At 45.2% G+C, this 15,456-nt stretch carries 13 protein-coding genes and 7 tRNA genes; 14 read left to right on the plus strand and 6 right to left on the minus strand.

The annotated features are described in order from the left end of the window. Nucleotides 1-54: 54 nt before the first annotated feature. The 8 genes from BLR06_RS11815 (at nucleotide 55) to BLR06_RS11850 (ending at nucleotide 1,457) form a co-directional block, all read left to right on the plus strand. A tRNA-Asp gene (locus BLR06_RS11815) sits at nucleotides 55-131 on the plus strand. 119 nt (nucleotides 132-250) lie between these two features. Next, nucleotides 251-326: transfer RNA gene (locus tag BLR06_RS11820), tRNA-Phe, on the plus strand. Between the two features lie 7 nt (nucleotides 327-333). Beyond that, nucleotides 334-409 (plus strand) — tRNA-Thr (locus BLR06_RS11825). Between the two features lie 11 nt (nucleotides 410-420). Further along, a tRNA-Gly gene (locus BLR06_RS11830) sits at nucleotides 421-494 on the plus strand. A gap of 12 nt (nucleotides 495-506) precedes the next feature. Further along, nucleotides 507-595: transfer RNA gene (locus BLR06_RS11835), tRNA-Leu, on the plus strand. Nucleotides 596-615: 20 nt separating this feature from the next. Next, nucleotides 616-701 (plus strand) — tRNA-Leu (locus BLR06_RS11840). A 23-nt stretch (nucleotides 702-724) separates the two neighbouring features. Beyond that, nucleotides 725-808 (plus strand) — tRNA-Leu (locus BLR06_RS11845). 409 nt (nucleotides 809-1,217) lie between these two features. Continuing rightward, complete coding sequence (locus tag BLR06_RS11850) at nucleotides 1,218-1,457, plus strand: hypothetical protein (RefSeq protein ID WP_092073386.1); 240 nt, start codon at nucleotides 1,218-1,220, stop codon at nucleotides 1,455-1,457. Nucleotides 1,458-1,500: 43 nt separating this feature from the next. On the opposite strand, the gene BLR06_RS11855 is transcribed toward BLR06_RS11850, so the two are convergent. Further along, nucleotides 1,501-1,809: a hypothetical protein gene (locus BLR06_RS11855; protein ID WP_092073389.1), complete on the minus strand. Its 309-nt coding sequence runs from the start codon at nucleotides 1,807-1,809 to the stop codon at nucleotides 1,501-1,503. A 219-nt stretch (nucleotides 1,810-2,028) separates the two neighbouring features. On the opposite strand from BLR06_RS11855, the gene BLR06_RS11860 reads away from it, so the two are divergent. From BLR06_RS11860 to BLR06_RS11875, 4 genes are all read left to right on the plus strand, one after another. Continuing rightward, on the plus strand, nucleotides 2,029-3,207 hold the full coding sequence (locus BLR06_RS11860) for a metallophosphoesterase (protein WP_092073392.1): 1,179 nt from the start codon (nucleotides 2,029-2,031) through the stop codon (nucleotides 3,205-3,207). A gap of 580 nt (nucleotides 3,208-3,787) precedes the next feature. Next, complete coding sequence (locus tag BLR06_RS11865) at nucleotides 3,788-4,687, plus strand: radical SAM protein (RefSeq protein WP_092073395.1); 900 nt, start codon at nucleotides 3,788-3,790, stop codon at nucleotides 4,685-4,687. Nucleotides 4,688-4,713: 26 nt separating this feature from the next. Further along, nucleotides 4,714-5,481 (plus strand): tRNA threonylcarbamoyladenosine dehydratase, encoded by a 768-nt coding sequence (locus BLR06_RS11870; protein WP_092073397.1) that lies wholly within the window; start codon nucleotides 4,714-4,716, stop codon nucleotides 5,479-5,481. Nucleotides 5,482-5,511: 30 nt separating this feature from the next. Beyond that, nucleotides 5,512-5,949: a DUF4879 domain-containing protein gene (locus BLR06_RS11875; protein WP_139164487.1), complete on the plus strand. Its 438-nt coding sequence runs from the start codon at nucleotides 5,512-5,514 to the stop codon at nucleotides 5,947-5,949. 56 nt (nucleotides 5,950-6,005) lie between these two features. On the opposite strand, the gene BLR06_RS11880 is transcribed toward BLR06_RS11875, so the two are convergent. The 5 genes from BLR06_RS11880 to BLR06_RS11905 all read right to left on the minus strand — a co-directional run bounded on the left by BLR06_RS11880 (nucleotide 6,006) and on the right by BLR06_RS11905 (nucleotide 12,372). After that, a complete protein-coding gene (locus BLR06_RS11880; protein ID WP_245698142.1) occupies nucleotides 6,006-6,575 on the minus strand; it encodes a tetratricopeptide repeat protein in 570 nt (189 codons plus the stop codon). Nucleotides 6,576-7,273: 698 nt separating this feature from the next. Further along, nucleotides 7,274-9,250, minus strand: a complete 1,977-nt coding sequence (locus tag BLR06_RS11890; protein ID WP_092073408.1) for a methyl-accepting chemotaxis protein — start codon at nucleotides 9,248-9,250, stop codon at nucleotides 7,274-7,276. 545 nt (nucleotides 9,251-9,795) lie between these two features. After that, nucleotides 9,796-10,527 carry a hypothetical protein gene (locus BLR06_RS20035; RefSeq protein WP_245698132.1) on the minus strand — a complete coding sequence of 244 codons (732 nt, stop codon included), beginning with the start codon at nucleotides 10,525-10,527 and terminating at the stop codon, nucleotides 9,796-9,798. Continuing rightward, nucleotides 10,512-10,880 (minus strand): transposase, encoded by a 369-nt coding sequence (locus tag BLR06_RS20380; RefSeq protein ID WP_217636897.1) that lies wholly within the window; start codon nucleotides 10,878-10,880, stop codon nucleotides 10,512-10,514. The genes BLR06_RS20035 and BLR06_RS20380 overlap by 16 nt, the downstream gene beginning before the upstream one ends. A gap of 541 nt (nucleotides 10,881-11,421) precedes the next feature. Continuing rightward, nucleotides 11,422-12,372 carry an alpha/beta hydrolase gene (locus tag BLR06_RS11905; RefSeq protein ID WP_092073414.1) on the minus strand — a complete coding sequence of 317 codons (951 nt, stop codon included), beginning with the start codon at nucleotides 12,370-12,372 and terminating at the stop codon, nucleotides 11,422-11,424. A gap of 1,170 nt (nucleotides 12,373-13,542) precedes the next feature. Between BLR06_RS11905 and BLR06_RS11910 the strand changes: the two genes are divergently transcribed. Together BLR06_RS11910 and BLR06_RS11915 are read left to right on the plus strand one after the other, a co-directional pair. Continuing rightward, a complete protein-coding gene (locus tag BLR06_RS11910) occupies nucleotides 13,543-14,364 on the plus strand; it encodes a DUF2889 domain-containing protein (RefSeq protein WP_173812757.1) in 822 nt (273 codons plus the stop codon). A gap of 315 nt (nucleotides 14,365-14,679) precedes the next feature. Then, complete coding sequence (locus tag BLR06_RS11915; protein ID WP_139164489.1) at nucleotides 14,680-15,450, plus strand: hypothetical protein; 771 nt, start codon at nucleotides 14,680-14,682, stop codon at nucleotides 15,448-15,450. The last annotated feature ends 6 nt before the right edge of the window (nucleotides 15,451-15,456 follow it).

Below are 15,456 nucleotides of genomic sequence, written 5' to 3' on the forward strand. Positions count from 1 at the left end.
AGCGGGATATTAGCGGAGCCAAAGTCCAAAAGCTAATAGCCAGCATCCCAAAACGGCCCGGTAGTTTAGTCGGTTAGAATGCCGCCCTGTCACGGCGGAGGTCGTGGGTTCGAGTCCCATCCGGGTCGCCATTTTAGATATTAGACGTTGGACATTGGCTATTGGATAGTACAATAGGCAGGTCCGGCAATACTATAGGGATTTTAGCGGAGCTTCCAAAGTCCAAAAGCTAATATCCAAAATCCAGCATGCCTCGGTAGCTCAGTCGGTAGAGCAGAGGACTGAAAATCCTCGTGTCGGCAGTTCGATTCTGCCCTGAGGCACCACCATAACGCTGGTGTAGCTCAATTGGTAGAGCAGCTGACTTGTAATCAGCAGGTTGGGGGTTCAATTCCTCTCGCCAGCTCCACAGGTTTAACTGCGGGTGTAGCTCAATGGTAGAGCCCTAGCCTTCCAAGCTAGTCACGTGGGTTCGATTCCCATCACCCGCTCCATCTATATATTATGCCGGGGTGGCGGAACTGGCAGACGCAACGGACTTAAAATCCGTCGGATGGTAACATCCGTACCGGTTCGATTCCGGTCCTCGGCACCAGCTACTTTTCTTATCTTCATGCGGTCGTGGCGGAACGGCAGACGCGCTAGCCTCAGGAGCTAGTGGGGGCAACCTCGTGGTGGTTCAAATCCACTCGACCGCACCATAAAAAAAATATACTTATGCTATGCGGTTGTGGTGGAACGGCAGACACACCATCTTGAGGGGGTGGCGGGGAGACCTGTGTGGGTTCAAATCCCACCAACCGCACCAAACATTAGAGCTTCCGATATTTGATCGGGAGCTTTTTTATGATATAATCCAAAAAAGCGGGAGACTTGTACTATACCGTGTAATTTATGGCCATCGCAAGGAAACTGCCTCGATTTTTCGAGGCGGTTTTTTAATTGCTGATAGGATAAGAACGTAAGCGTTTTATTAATTATTCAGCGTTGCTGGCGGACTTGCCGGCTCAGTCCGTTTACAATAAAACTTAACTAAAATATAACAAATTGCAACAGCATCTGCTAAAAAAGTATAAAAGTTTACAATGATTTAATAAAATTGGAAAATATTTTTATGAAAATGTAATGTACAGGAGCGGCAAAATGTATTAAAATAGTATTATAGTATTACTTTTGCATTTGTAGTCTCAATTTTTATAGAGTGAAGGAGGCGCAATATGGCAATTAGGCGGATAGAGATGGATCGAAAGGACAGTAGCAGCTATCGTCAACTGATGAGAGAAAGGGGCTTTATTTCGGCGAGTTATTTTTCTGTTTGCGGCTTTGATGTAAGCAAACTTAAAAAACTTGCGCAACAGGGGAAGATGGATGCAATTCGTTGTGCAATCGGTAATTCGGTCAGGTGGTACTATAGTGAAAAACAGGCTGAATTAGCTCACCTTAGAGGAGAAGTCTAAATAGAAGGAAGTTAGCCCTATAGTGATAATATCACTATAGGGCTTATTTTTCTTTGCCAGACAGTTTGTCATGCAGCAGCTCAAGCTGTAGCTTGAGCTGGTTAATTTGTTGTTGCATATCCTCAAGGGCGCTAAACTCCGGCGGCTGCGTCCGACTACGCTGAGCTGCTATCGGTGCTGACCCCAGTACTGTCAGAGCCAATCCCAGCATAGCGAAAAAATTGCCAATGGCATTAACTTCATCAGAGGTTTTTTCTTTTGCCAGGACAATTGCAAGAATAGCGGCAAGGATGACGAGCATGTCAAGATCGGCTTCATCTAATTCAAGAGGGCTGCTATTTGAGGTCACCATACAAATCACCTCAGAATTATTATACGGGGCTTTTTGAATTAAAATGCTAATAGATTTAACCCCTTATTCCCAACGCATGGTCTGATTTTACCGGTCGAAAACAGGGGCGACCGCTGCTGTTATTCATGATAAATTTATAGAAGGGGGTAGATTATTTGCTATGGTTTGTTGCATAATAGTACTGTCAGGGAATTCTAAGCATCATTTCAGGAGGTTCTTGTGCACGGTCCCACGAAGTTATCAATCTTGATTAGTTTTGTTATAATTATTGCCATCAGTTGGATTGTCTACCGCCTGCTGAAAAAATGTTTTTCCGGATACGATACTTTGTTTTTCAGGCGGTTTTACTGGCTTACCAGCGCAACCGTGGCCATTGGTCTGACGATTATCAGAACAGTACAGCCGGGATTGATTTCGGCGGAGTTTTTTCGGATTGCATTCAGCTGGCTGATGGGACAAATAATAGTATTGCTGCTCTCGCCGGTGTTTTATTCGGCTTATCGCCTGGCAGCCGCCGGTACCGGAAAAACATCGGCAGCTTCGGATACAATGCTGTCCCGGCGGCGTTTTTTACGTGCCGCAGGCAGTATGGTGCCGCTTGCTGCGCTGGGAATCAGTACATACGGCGTTTATTCCGGCGGCTCGCACATTGCGGTTCAGCGCCATCAGCTTTTTTTGCCGCAGCTACCGGCATATTTAGATAAGTTGAAAATTGCTCAACTTAGTGATACGCATATTGGTTTATTTTTTTCGGTGGCTAAATTAGAGGAAACCTTAGCTGCCGTCAGGCGGGAGCAGCCCGATATGCTGGTAATCACTGGAGATTTTCTGGATGATTTAAGCTTACTGGAGCCGGCCATGCATCAATTGAGCAAGCTGGCAGGCGAACTTAAACACGGCATATATTTTAGCTGGGGCAACCATGAGTATTTTCGTGATATTAATAAAATTCGCCAAGCATTCAAAGCTACACCGGTAACAGTGCTTGCGAACGGCAGCCACCTGATTATCGACGCTAAACAGCCTTTTTATATATTGGGTGTTGACTACCCCTGGGCTGAGCGGGGACTGGATCAGATTGCGAAACGGAAGGCAATGTTTGAACAGGCAATAAAAGATGTACCGGAAAATGCATTTAAAATATTGCTCAGCCATCATCCCGATTTTATCGATAATGCGTTCTCAGCCGGAATTCCGCTGACGTTAACCGGGCATACCCATGGCGGGCAGATTGCGCTATTCGGGCAGTCCTTGCTGCCGGTAACGTATCAATACATGCGTGGTTTATATCAACATCATAATTCATACGGGTATGTAAGTACCGGCGCAGGAAGCTGGTTTCCCTTCCGTCTTGGCTGTCCGGCCGAATTCGCTGTATTTACCCTGCATTGCGGCTAAGCCGGCCTGGCCCTATTGGGCTTTTGCTTGCGATCATTGTATGGCCTGCCTGAATTTTTGTCCAACCCGTTCTATCCAGGCCAGCCCTTGGCTGGTCTCCTACTACATATTACGCCGGTATAGAGCGGTTTCGGCACCAGCTATTTTCTTCGGTACCGGGGCGAACCGCTTTTCCAGAAAAACAGACTCCTGACGGAGTCTGAGGAGAGTGTGTGAAAGTACAAACCGCTGGTATTCAGCGTTTATACTGATATGGGTAACAAGGCATCGGTACGCAGATATAATAAGGTGAGCAATAGATTGGTCTGGCGTTAGATCGGGGTGAACAAGACCAATTGCCGAAATGGCGGGGATAGCAGCTGCGGGGCCGGCAGCCAGCCAGCGCAGCTATTGCGGTTATGACAGCTACACCCGGCAAACAGCGCTCCCGGTAAGAAGGATGGTTGGCGGCAGGCGTCCAGTCCAATATTTCAGGATACTCGTAACGATGCAATTTTTGTTTCACCTCCTTGCATCTTTCTATGTATACTATGAGTAGGAGCGAATGGGTGTTACCTAAATAAAAACTAAGGAGGCTTTTATGTATTTCGATACTGCTGAAGGTCCGGTTTTTCGTCCGCCCAGCGAGGCCAATAGTTTTATTCTTCGGGTTACGATCGGCTGTTCACATAATCGCTGTACTTTTTGTAATATGTACCGCGGTGTGGACTTTCGCATTAGAACAATGGAGGAAATCATTCAGCAAATTAATCAGGCGAAGCAATATCAACAGCATATCCGGCGAATATTTTTAGCTGACGGCAATGCTTTGATTCTGCCTACCGATAAGTTGCTGGAAGTTTTGCAGCGGCTTACCGCTACTTTTCCCCGGTTGCAGAGGGTAGCCTGTTATGCCGGGCCGCAGGATATTTTGCGTAAAACACCGGAGGATTTGGAAAAACTGAATCACGCCGGCTTAACATTAGTGTATTATGGCATGGAATCGGGGGACGATGAGGTTCTGAAGCATGTTTGCAAGGGGGTAAACGGTGTACAATCCGTTACCGCTGGTCAGAAGATTGTCGCAGCTGGAATGAAATTATCGATGATGGTCATTTTAGGACTTGGCGGTAAAGCCGGTTCGATGCGTCATGCGGAAAATACCGCTCAGGCGGTAAGCGCCATCAGACCAAATATGTTAAGCGCTTTAACTTTAATGATGTACCGGGGCAGTGAATTGCGGGCCGAGTATGAGCGCGGTGAATTTGAATTATTGTCGCCGGTTGAAATTATGAGCGAGCTTTACGCCATCATCGACAGGATTGAATTACCGGCAGGCAGCCACTGCATATTCAGAAGCAATCATGTGTCTAATTATACTGCTTTTGCAGGGACGTTGCCGCAGGATAAAAGCAAGCTGCTGGCGGCTATCAAAGCGGCGGAGTCGAAGCTGGCTAAATTGGATCATTGGGATCCATATAATAATCCCGATTATTTTTAATAAATACAATAGATAAAGGTGAATTTATGTTACATCGGTTTTCTCGGACTGAATTATTAATTGGCCCGCAAAGCTTGGCGATGCTGACGCAAAGTAAAGTGGCTGTATTTGGAATTGGCGGGGTCGGCACCTATGTTGTTGAAGGCCTGGCGCGTTCCGGTGTCGGAAAGTTTGTATTGGTGGATGATGATTGTATCTGCCTGACCAATATTAACCGGCAGCTGCATGCAACCTCGAAAACAGTAGGCAGACCAAAAGTTGAGGTTATGCGCGAACGGATTTATGATATTAATCCGCAGGCGGAAGTAACGGTGTTACAGCAGTTTTATATGCCGGATACAGCCGATGAACTGCTTGCTGACGATTATGACTATATTGTGGATGCCATTGATACTGTAACCGGAAAACTTGATCTGGTTGTCAAAGCCAAAGCCAGGCATATTCCGGTGATCAGCAGTATGGGCGCAGGCAATAAGCTTGACCCAACCAGGTTTGAAGTGACCGATATTTATCAAACCTCCGTCTGCCCTTTGGCCAAAGTGATGCGAAAGGAATTGCGTAAACGCGGGGTTGAATCGCTTAAAGTTGTTTACTCCCGGGAGGAACCGCTAAAACCGGTGGAAACGGCCGGGTCAAGCTGCGCAACCGGTTGTATATGCCCGTCAGGAACTACCAGAAAATGCACTGTTCGCAATCAGATTCCGGGCAGTATTGCTTTTGTTCCGGCTGTGGCCGGTTTGATCATTGCCGGTGAAGTGGTAAAAGATTTAATTGCCGGGGAAAAACGGCAGTGACAAGTCTAAGCAAAGAGGGGCTGAGTGTGTTTGAAAAAAATTATTGCCGGATTGTTTTTGGCAGTTATGTTCGTTTTTGCCGGATCTGCTGCTGTTAACGGAGGACCGGCGCCCAATCTGTTCAAAATACAGATTACTCATGTTGGCGCAGAGGTAAGCGGCTGGAAAACTGTTGCTGAGGCCCAAAAGCAAACCATTTATGGGCAGAATTTTTACTTGGCCGCTCATTTCAGCGGTTATGCGGACGAGAGATCGATTAAGATTTCTTCCAACGGTTTTCTGGTTAAGGACGGCGAATTGGTTGTTGTAAATAAAACTCCGGTAGGTAATCCGGCGTCAGGATATATTTATGAGTTTAAAATGCCGTTAGAGTACAGCAAAGGCCTGATTGTAATTGAAGCAGCCGGAATCAACGGCGGACGGCGTTCCAACAGTATATCCGGCATTATTGCCGAATATCGTCAATGAATGGTACAATGTGTCAAGGGGACGGGGTTGTTGACACATTGGAAAGATGGTAAAGATTATATCCATTCCTTATAATTTTCCCAGTCTCCCATCATGCGCGCTTGGACCTTAACATTGACAGGCTCAGGCAAGTTAGGGATTTTGGCAATGATGGAGTAATAAAATAACGCTTTTTCCTGATTTCCTGTCAATTCGTATACTTGTCCAAGGTTAAACTGGGAATCAAGTGGTTTTCCTTGAAGTTCAAGGCATTTCTCGAAGTCTTTGATTGCCTCAGGATATTTTTCCATTAAGGCAAAGGCATTTCCGCGGCCAGCATAAAAAATTGCTTTGTTCGGATCCAAAGCGATGGCTTGATTCGTATCAGCCAAAGCAGCTTCGGCATTTTTTAGTTTAATATGCGAATAAGCACGCTCCTGGTAATTAAAGGCCACCTTAGGTTTTAATTCTATGGCTTTTGATATGGCGTTGATTGCTTGTAAATAATTTTCAGTTTCAGCATTGCTATAGGCCAATTCATAATAGTTATCAACGTTTTTGGGATGAAGTCTGGCGGCACTTGCAAAGGCTTCGCCGGCTTTTGCGTAATTGCCGTTTTTTTGATAGGAATACCCGAGATTAGCCAGTCCCGGCTGGTACTTTCATTTAGTTTTAGTGAATTTAGTATTTCTGAAAACATCTGAAGTCCTTGCTCACGCTGCGTTTCTTTGAATACGCCGACGATATCCAATATAGTGTCATTCATCCAAAAGGCTGCATTTATTACAATTTGCCTGCCGCCATCCTTCCGGGGCCAGGAATACACGGCTATGTTGGCATCTTGGTTTGCTATGGTATCCTTTTTAATTGACTCTACTTTAACATCAGGCCGTTTAGCACTAAATCTATTAATGAATATGTCCAATATTTCGCTATATTCCGTACTGTACATGGCGACCGGATACGGCGGCATGGCGCTAACTAGAATTTTCCCGGCATTTTCTTTGTCGAAAGCACTAAACAGTAGTGTCCCCTGCATTTCTCCCCGACCATATACAACTTTCCATTCATCCGGGAGAATTAGTGAAAATCCATATTTATTGTTTTCAACCACTTGGGCATTTGCTGACGGAAGATGCAATAGATTAAAAACTAAGCAGATAAATAAAAGGCCGCGACCGATAAATAATAATAGTTGCTTCGACTTTCTTTGGTTATTCTTGTTCATACAAAAATCCTCCTGTTCCTGGTTTTTGAAATAGTGTTACCGCAATTAACTCAAATGGAATGTAAAGGGGAGCCGTAAAGAGCTTTATTTAAAGCTTTTGCGGCTCCCCCGTTTAAGTTAGAGCTGAAACTTGGATACAGCGGCCTGCAGGTCGCCGGCCAGTACGGCCAGGCTTTGGCTGGCGGAGGCGATTTGCTGCATGGAGGCGGACTGTTCTTCGGTGGCGGCAGACACGGTTTGTGATTCGGCGGCTGTTTGTTTGCTGGTTTTGTCAATATCCTGGATTGCTGTGATCAGGGTTTGGTTGCCGCCGGCAATTGTCCGAATCGATTCGGAGATCGCCCTGATTTCGGCTGAAAGCTTTAAAACGGCGTCAACAATTTGTTTGAAGGTTTCACCGGTTTGACTAACCAGATTGACGCCGCTTTGGATACCGCTGGCACCGGCCTGGGTGACAGCAACCACCTGGTCCAGGTTGGTGGCATTTTTAGCAATTAGCACACCGACTTGCTGGGCAGCCTCGTTTGACTGTTCGGCTAGTTTGCGCACTTCTTCGGCCACGACGGCAAAGCCGCGTCCCTGTTCGCCGGCCCGCGCCGCCTCAATCGCGGCGTTCAGTGCCAACAGGTTGGTCTGGCCGGCAAGGGCGGAGATGAGAACGATGATTTCACCGATTTCCCGGGAGCTTTGATTCAGTTCGGCAATTGTGGACTGAATGGCGGTGGTATTTTGCCCGATTTTACTCATTTGCGCAACTGCCTCATTCACCACCTGTCGTCCCTGACCGGCTGCCTGGGCTGTTTCTCCGGCTGCCGCCGCAACATGACCTGCCGTCCGGGAAATTTGCTCGACTTGTTCGGCCATTGACTGTGCAATGGTCATGATTTGATTGGCTGAATCTGCCTGTTTTTCCGCTCCGAGCGCAACCTCGGTAATTGAGCCGGCAACCTGATTGGCGGCGTCGGCCGACTGGTTGGCGCTTGCCGTCAGTTCTTCACTGGAAGCGGCCAGTTGTCGCGAATTGTCCTGTACATGCAGGATCATGCTCCGCAAGCCGTCTACCATAGCATTAAACCCGGCGGCAAGTTGAGCGATTTCATCTTTCCCGGTTACAGGGGCTTCTACGGTCAAATCTCCATCAGCTACTAACCTGACCTGACCAGCTACCGCTTCAATCGGTTTGACCAGACGTTGGGCAAGCAGGTAGGTCAGAGCTACGACCACCAGAATGGATACTGCAATAATGCCGGCAAATAACAGCTGCAGCTGGCGCAGCGGCTGATAAATAATTTCCTCAGGAATATGCAGGCTTAGTACCCAGCCGCTGACCGGCAGCTTCCGGTGTACCATCAGCATGGTTTTTCCCTGTTCGGAATACTGTTCAAGTCCTTGCTCGGAGGCCAGAATTTTTTGCATCAGATCGCTAGATGACTGTAACTCCTGCACTTCGGAAAAGTGTTTGGACAAAAAGGCATCATTGGGATGAGCCAGAATGGTTCCTTGGCTGTCCAGCAAAAATGCATAGCCATTTCCCTGGAGAGTAATGCTTTTTACATTATCCACCAGCGTTTGCAACAGCACATCGGCACCAATAATTCCCCGCAACTGGCCGGAAGTGTTTTGTAAAGGGATGGAAACAGGCACAGCCATTTTTTGCGTAACAAAATCCAGGTAAGGGGCACCAAACGTTAATTTTTTGCTTTCAAAGGCTGTTTTATACCAGCCACGGGTCCGTGGATCATAATCGGCCGGCGGCTGCCATCCGCTGCCATCAATCATTTTTCCATCAGTATAACCCAGATAAAGGTCGGAGATTTCCTGGTCAGCAACTTTGTACCCTGACAGCAGTGACGGCTGAATTTGCGCTTCGTCAGTATTTTGCAGGAGCCCGGCAGTCATCTCGAGCATTTTCCCTTTGCTTAGCAGCCAGCCCTCCAGTTTATTGCTGTGGGCCAGCAGCTCTGACTGCATTTCGTTCTGCATTCCGGAGATCAATTGTTTTTTAGCAAATAAATAACCTGTGATTGTGGCAAACAGAAGAATGCATACGGATAAGAACGAAAATACAAGGATTAACTTTAACCTTAATTTCATATGAATCTCTCCTTCAGCTTTAATTTTGGGCGTATGCGCAGTTCTGTTTGCAGGGTATCGGAGCCTTGCTGAAGCTGCATTTAATCACCACAGGAAAATGCTTTATGCTAGTTTCGTGTTCGTTTTATGCTATTCCTGTGCGCGGTCCTGGTTTGTCGAAAAATAATTTTAGCAAGTAAAGTGTGTCTTTTTTTCGGCAGGAGCCTTATTGTGTCAAGGGGACGGGGTTGTTGACACAGAAAGATTTATAGTAAGAAGCTGAAATTTAATGTTGCGAAGAAAGATAGTGAAAAAGTGAAGTAGCATGTAATAGCGGAACCTTATTTGTCAAAATAAATCTGGCCAAACCGTTGTCATCGAAAACACCCTCGACACCTATGACAGCACCGGAAAATACGGAGGCAAACAAAGCGTCCCGAGCATACCTCCCAGGCGGAGGCCTGCTCAGTAAAGGATTTGATGCGATTAGTAGGTCACCGACGAGCGGCTGTAGGCTTTCTATGTCTACCAGGCCTATTCCACTGGGTGAAAAGACAAGAAAGCGATTATGAAAACGAACGTAAGAAAAAGAAGTCAATATATGTAATTTGGGATATAAGGCCGGAAATATATATTTGTGTCAACAACCCCGTCCCCTTGACACAATCGCTTTGCGCATCGTAGGGCATGTTTTCCCGCCTGCCGATGTCGCTCTTGTATTTGGGGGTTTTGGCCTTGTCGTGATTGGATGGTTTAATGAAGGCGGTTAGTCCATTTTTTTCACACCAGCTATAGTTTTCCTCACTTTCAATCCCGCATCTGCTACAGGCTTGGTATAGCCCATTCCTTGGAGCTTTTTCAGCATCGGAATCAAGGTCTGACTGTCGCTTCGTTCCTGAGAGATCGCAGCACCTACGATATATTCGGCGTCTACCGCCAAGGTGGCATTGTAGCCGGGTTTTAACTGCCCGTTTTTCATGTGGTCTTCTTTCATCCGCAGGAAGGTGGCGTCCCGGTCGGTTTTTGAAAAGCTGTTTCGTTCCCCCAAAGCTGTGGTTGTAGTCGTCATATTTCTTTTGCCGGACCAGATATTGTTCCACCGTTTCTACCGCCCGCTGCAGTACTGGTTTTCGTTTCCCCTTGCCGTGGACAAAGACGATGCCTTGCTGCGCTTGCTGAACTTTGAGCCGTTTGCGCAGCTTTTTCAGGTCTTTGGCTTTGATCTTCTGACCGGCGTGAAAGCGCAGCCCCAACGTTGCCGCCAGTACCGGCAATTCAGCTTTCAGTTTGGCCTGCATCTTTTCCTCATTGGTTTGCGTTGATTTTTTCCAGACAAAGCTGTAGCGGTTGGCATTGGCCTCAAGCTTGGTACCGTCAATAAATACGCTTGAGTCGCGTGATCGGGCGCTTTTTCCCGTCCCAACAAATACATGAAGTTGACATCCCGTTGACAGGCCTGTTCGAGCTTACGGCTGGAATAGATGCCGTTCATGTAACCATATACTGAGATTTTGAATAGACGTTTCGGTGCTCTCTCGATTCTCCCCAGGCGGGAGTACGCGGCATTTAATTTGCTGTAATTCATCCTCTCCAATACCGCGCTGAGTAGTCTCACCGAATCGTCTGCCGGGATCATTTCTCCGATGTCCATCGGCAAGACCAGTTGATATATATTTGCGTCTGTTGTATAATTTGAGTGTAATTTTTCGGTTCTCACAAACTGATTTTACAACAAAAAATGGCTCCCGACTACTGTCGGTTGCCATTTTTTTGTTTTGAGCCTTTCCTTACTGCGACAGCCCCTTTGCTCATTTGCCTGTACCAAATAATGGTTATGAGCGGGTAAAAAGATAAGGTTATAATGACCGGAATAATTGTAAAAACCGCAAATTCTTCTTTCCCATTTAGCTGATAGCTCCGCTGAAGTAACACCATACATTAACTGACTCCAAGGACACAGATAATGAGCAAGTCCGGAACTTACGGTCATGATAATTTTTAATACTGAAATTATTAAACCTGAATCAAAATTGCCATACCTTATATAAAAGGAATTATATCATCTTCCAGCAGCACGGAAAGTCCGCCAAGACCACAGAGAAATGCTAATAGAGCAAGGTAGCAGTTCTGCTTTGTACGGTTGGTAATCGCCAATATTACGGTAATTGACCATAGGATTACAATAACAAAAATCATAGATTTTCAATATAAGCTATGGTATCTCTAGCAATATTTTGTTTACAAAAAACTAGTCCCGTATGGCCACAGCGATAAAGCAACCGCTGCGGTCGATTCCACTTTTCCCATAGTTTAGTTGCGTCTTGAAGGTCAATATATTTATCGTAAAGTGCTGAAAACAACAGCACTTTTTCTTTTGGAATGGCCAATTCAAAGTTGCTGGTATCAAATAATTCCCAATCAATCTTCAATTTGTCGTATATGTACCCATTCTGCTCTAAATCCTGACGTATTTTCTTCCCCGGTATACTATACCAAGTTGCATAAGAGAGACTATTAGGTGAAAATACTGTAATCATCCCATCCATGCTTTTTTCGGCAGTTGCGGTAAGGCTAGCAATAAGACCCCCTAGGCTTATTCCAATTACGATTACCTTAGCGGTGCTTTGGGACTTCAGCCAAAGGATCAAGGCCCGTAAATCACTAACCGCCTGTTGCATCGAAGTTATAGTTCTCTCTACATTTGCGCTTATGAAAAATTCACCGTTATAGCTGGATAAGTTCTCCTGCCGATTTCTGTGATGAGGTAACGTAAATAAATAGATATTATACCCCTTGCTCGTCAGCGCATTTAAATAAATGTCCTTGATTCTTTGGTTACCTTGCCGCCAGCCGTGAACTAACACAACATTCTTGCCAGCTTTAGGGTTATTTAAGTAGAACTCAACGGTAGCAAATTGATTGCTTTTTCCATTATTAATTTCACTTTTGAATTTGAAGAAGCCGGAATCAGCCTCGTTCATTTCAACATTAGGTAAGTTAGGCTGATTATAAAATTTTTTGTGTTCGCCCTTTGATGGATAAGCTTGCGTATGATTCGTTATAAATTGACTAACAATACTTTTTTTCCTATGAAGATCATACAAAGCATAACGATCAATTACAGTAGATAATAGCCGGTTCATTGCACTCGTCCTCTCCCTTTGCTTAGTTAAGCTTATAAGTAAGTAAGCCCAAACCGAGTCCTTCACAGGTGGTTTTATAATTATCTTCCTTTGCCATAAGATAGCGGTAAGTTACATTAAAATCCCACTTGCGGTCAATTTCATAACCTATGCCTGCCTCGGCGTTTACCAAGCCGCTGGCACCGCCTATTAATTGCTTCTTCTTTCGCGGCCAAGCTATAACTACCAAAAAAAAGATGTGTTTTTATTGATTTTATATAAAACATTTAGTTCGTTGACTCGTATTTTTTCATAGTAAGAAATGAATGCCTAAAAAACCGGCATCAACATTTGTGTTCGCCGTTTGTGGCTCGTAATGCCTATATTGGATGGCAAAATCACCACCTAAGCCGATTGTTAACATACGTTCGGTATGCCTCCCTCTCCGCCTTGCCATACGAAAAATTTCCTTGCCACTATATGATCAAAAAAGCAAATAGTTATTTAATCAATATTTTAAATGTATTAGTATTAAATAGCAATTATTCCCAGTAATATTGAGGAAAATTTTTGTTTGTTACCGTCAAAAATTATTTTTCGGCCGATTGTAAAATAAAATAGAACAACTAAGAAAAAAGCCCATGGTGACTTTTCCTGTTATGGTAGAATGGATTTCTCACACATCCATTCCGGCCAGTTTTCGTTCCTTTTATTTGGTTGCGGCAATAGTTTGGGCTATTTTCAACTATTATCCGTTCGGTGGCAGTAAATCCACTAGTGTCTTGGCAAAGTTGTGAATTAGGATTAGACAGTGTAGATTTTTTTGCAATGCAAGGCGGAGGAAGGAGGCATACCGGGAGTATGCCGACTGACGACAACGCAGCAGTGCGAAAAAAGATACGCTGGCTAAGCTAAGATTTAACTTTGTCAAGACACTAGCACCTTCGCTCCGGCCCGCATACCACAAAGAAAGGAAAGTTCTTCTATTTTGAAATAGAGAACGTCTATATTTCTTAGTAAAAATTACTTCTCTTTCATTTTTGATATTTGCCCGGATCAATTTTTCAATGGTTTCTATGCTTTCACCACGTCCTCTTGGCACACGTCCTCTTGACACAGGGCGGCGGGGGCAGGAGATGTTGCGCATTGGGCGAAATAAGCATTATGAGTCAGTTGTCAAGGAGAATAGAAATGCAGACCCGATTTCAAAGTCATTTCTCGACAATCGTAAAGGCGAATGAAAGCAATATTTGGGCGGACAGCTACTATCTCTCAACGCAGCATGAGGCTGCCGGCCATATCCGGGCGAGAACCGCGGATTTTATTATCGAGGCAGCCGGCTGGAATGTTTATCGTTCCTGCGGGGTGAACGAAACGGGACAGGCGAGTGTAAGCCAGTTAGCCGGTCAGGAGGCTTATTTTAACATTGGTCCCGCTTTAAGCAATGCATTTGGGGAAAAGGAGAATTTTCAAAAAGAACTGGTCGCCGAGTGCGTTCGCGGCATCATTCAGGCTGAAACCTATGTATATCAAGCCCGCGGTTTCGAATCGCCTGAAAGCTATGACCGGGAATGGAAAAAATTTTACGCAAACTCCTGCCGCTATTACAGCAATTTAGACCGGGTGTCAACCGAATGGCATGAGCATGTCGGGAAGCAAGCCAGAAAGTCGTTTTTATTCCAGCGCAATAAAACAGTGAGTATCAGTTTCGACAGTGGAAAGCTACTGATAACGGGAAGCTTTAGCGACTCATTTCACCAGTTGGCTGTAAACGTGACGCTGGCGGACGGCGTCATAGCCAACTGTACGGGGAATTTATTAAGAGCGCCGGATAACGTGTGTTTCGAATCGAAGACCTATCTGACGGAAATAATCGGCCTGAAAATGAGCGAGCTGAATAAGAAGGCGATAGCGAAAGCGCTTGGCGGCTCGCAGGGCTGTATCCATTTAATTGATATTTTCAGCGAAATGGTCCGGTCATTCGGCTTTTTCACAGCTATTGCCGGAGAATAGGACAGGACTGGTTTCATATACTGTAAAATCGTGAAATAATCTTGCTGTGCTTTCCGGGCGGCACCGAGCGGCGGGCGAGTTGAATATTCGACGCCTCGCGATTTGTCTGAAACGGGATTCAGCGTTAGGTTTGAAAATTAGGAATATAGTCCTACAATGTTTTAAGCGGAAGCATACGATAATTATTAATATACGTAAAATTAAAGAAGGACTTTGGGAAGTGGTATAGGAAAAATGCGAAAGGAGAGTTGCTTTTATTAAGGGATGAATGTGGATTTATTGCTAAAAATAACTTAACACTGGGGGTCTGATATTTTGAATTTCCAACCAAGGAGTCTGGGCGAGATTTTAGACAGTACTTTTTCCATGTACAAGGCGCAGTTTAATGTGTATATGAAAATATCGCTGTTACAGGTGCTGGTTTTTACAGTGGGCGCACTTATCGTTGCCGGCGGCTATTCGGCCATGGGAGAGTCAGGCGTTGTGGTTATCGGCGCAATCATTTTTATAGCCGTTGTTATGGTTAATATCGGAGCTGTTACTGGTATTGTTCATATTGCCTCAGAACAACTATCCGACCGTCATATTGAAGTGAAGGACGCTTTGCTGTTTGGATTTCGTAAAATCGCGGTGCAGGTTGCGAGTACTATACTGTATGGTATTGCAATTACGCTTGGATTTATCTTATTCATCCTTCCCGGAATATATCTGGCCAATGCTTTCATCTTATTTATTCAAGTGAATGCTCTTGAATCGACCGGGCCCTGGGCCGGGCTGAAAAGAAGCCGGGAGTTATCCAAAGGGTCATGGTGGCGTATTGCCGCAATTATATTTTTAATGAGCCTGTTGGTGGGCATTATGTCGTTGATCATACAATTGCCGTTGAACCTGTTGACGCAGGTATTGTCTTTAGACGTTTTTAGCAAGATGATTGCAGATAATCTGGTTGCGACAATAACGGGCAGTTTGTTTATGCCGGTTACCGGTATTTCCTATACGCTGTTATATTATGATTTAAGAGTACGTAAAGAAAATTTTGACCTGCATTCGGCGGTAGAGGCGGTCACCGATACCACTAATTTATAGCGGTGC

The sequence above is a fragment of the Dendrosporobacter quercicolus genome (genome assembly GCF_900104455.1).
GTDB lineage: Bacteria > Bacillota > Negativicutes > DSM-1736 > Dendrosporobacteraceae > Dendrosporobacter > Dendrosporobacter quercicolus.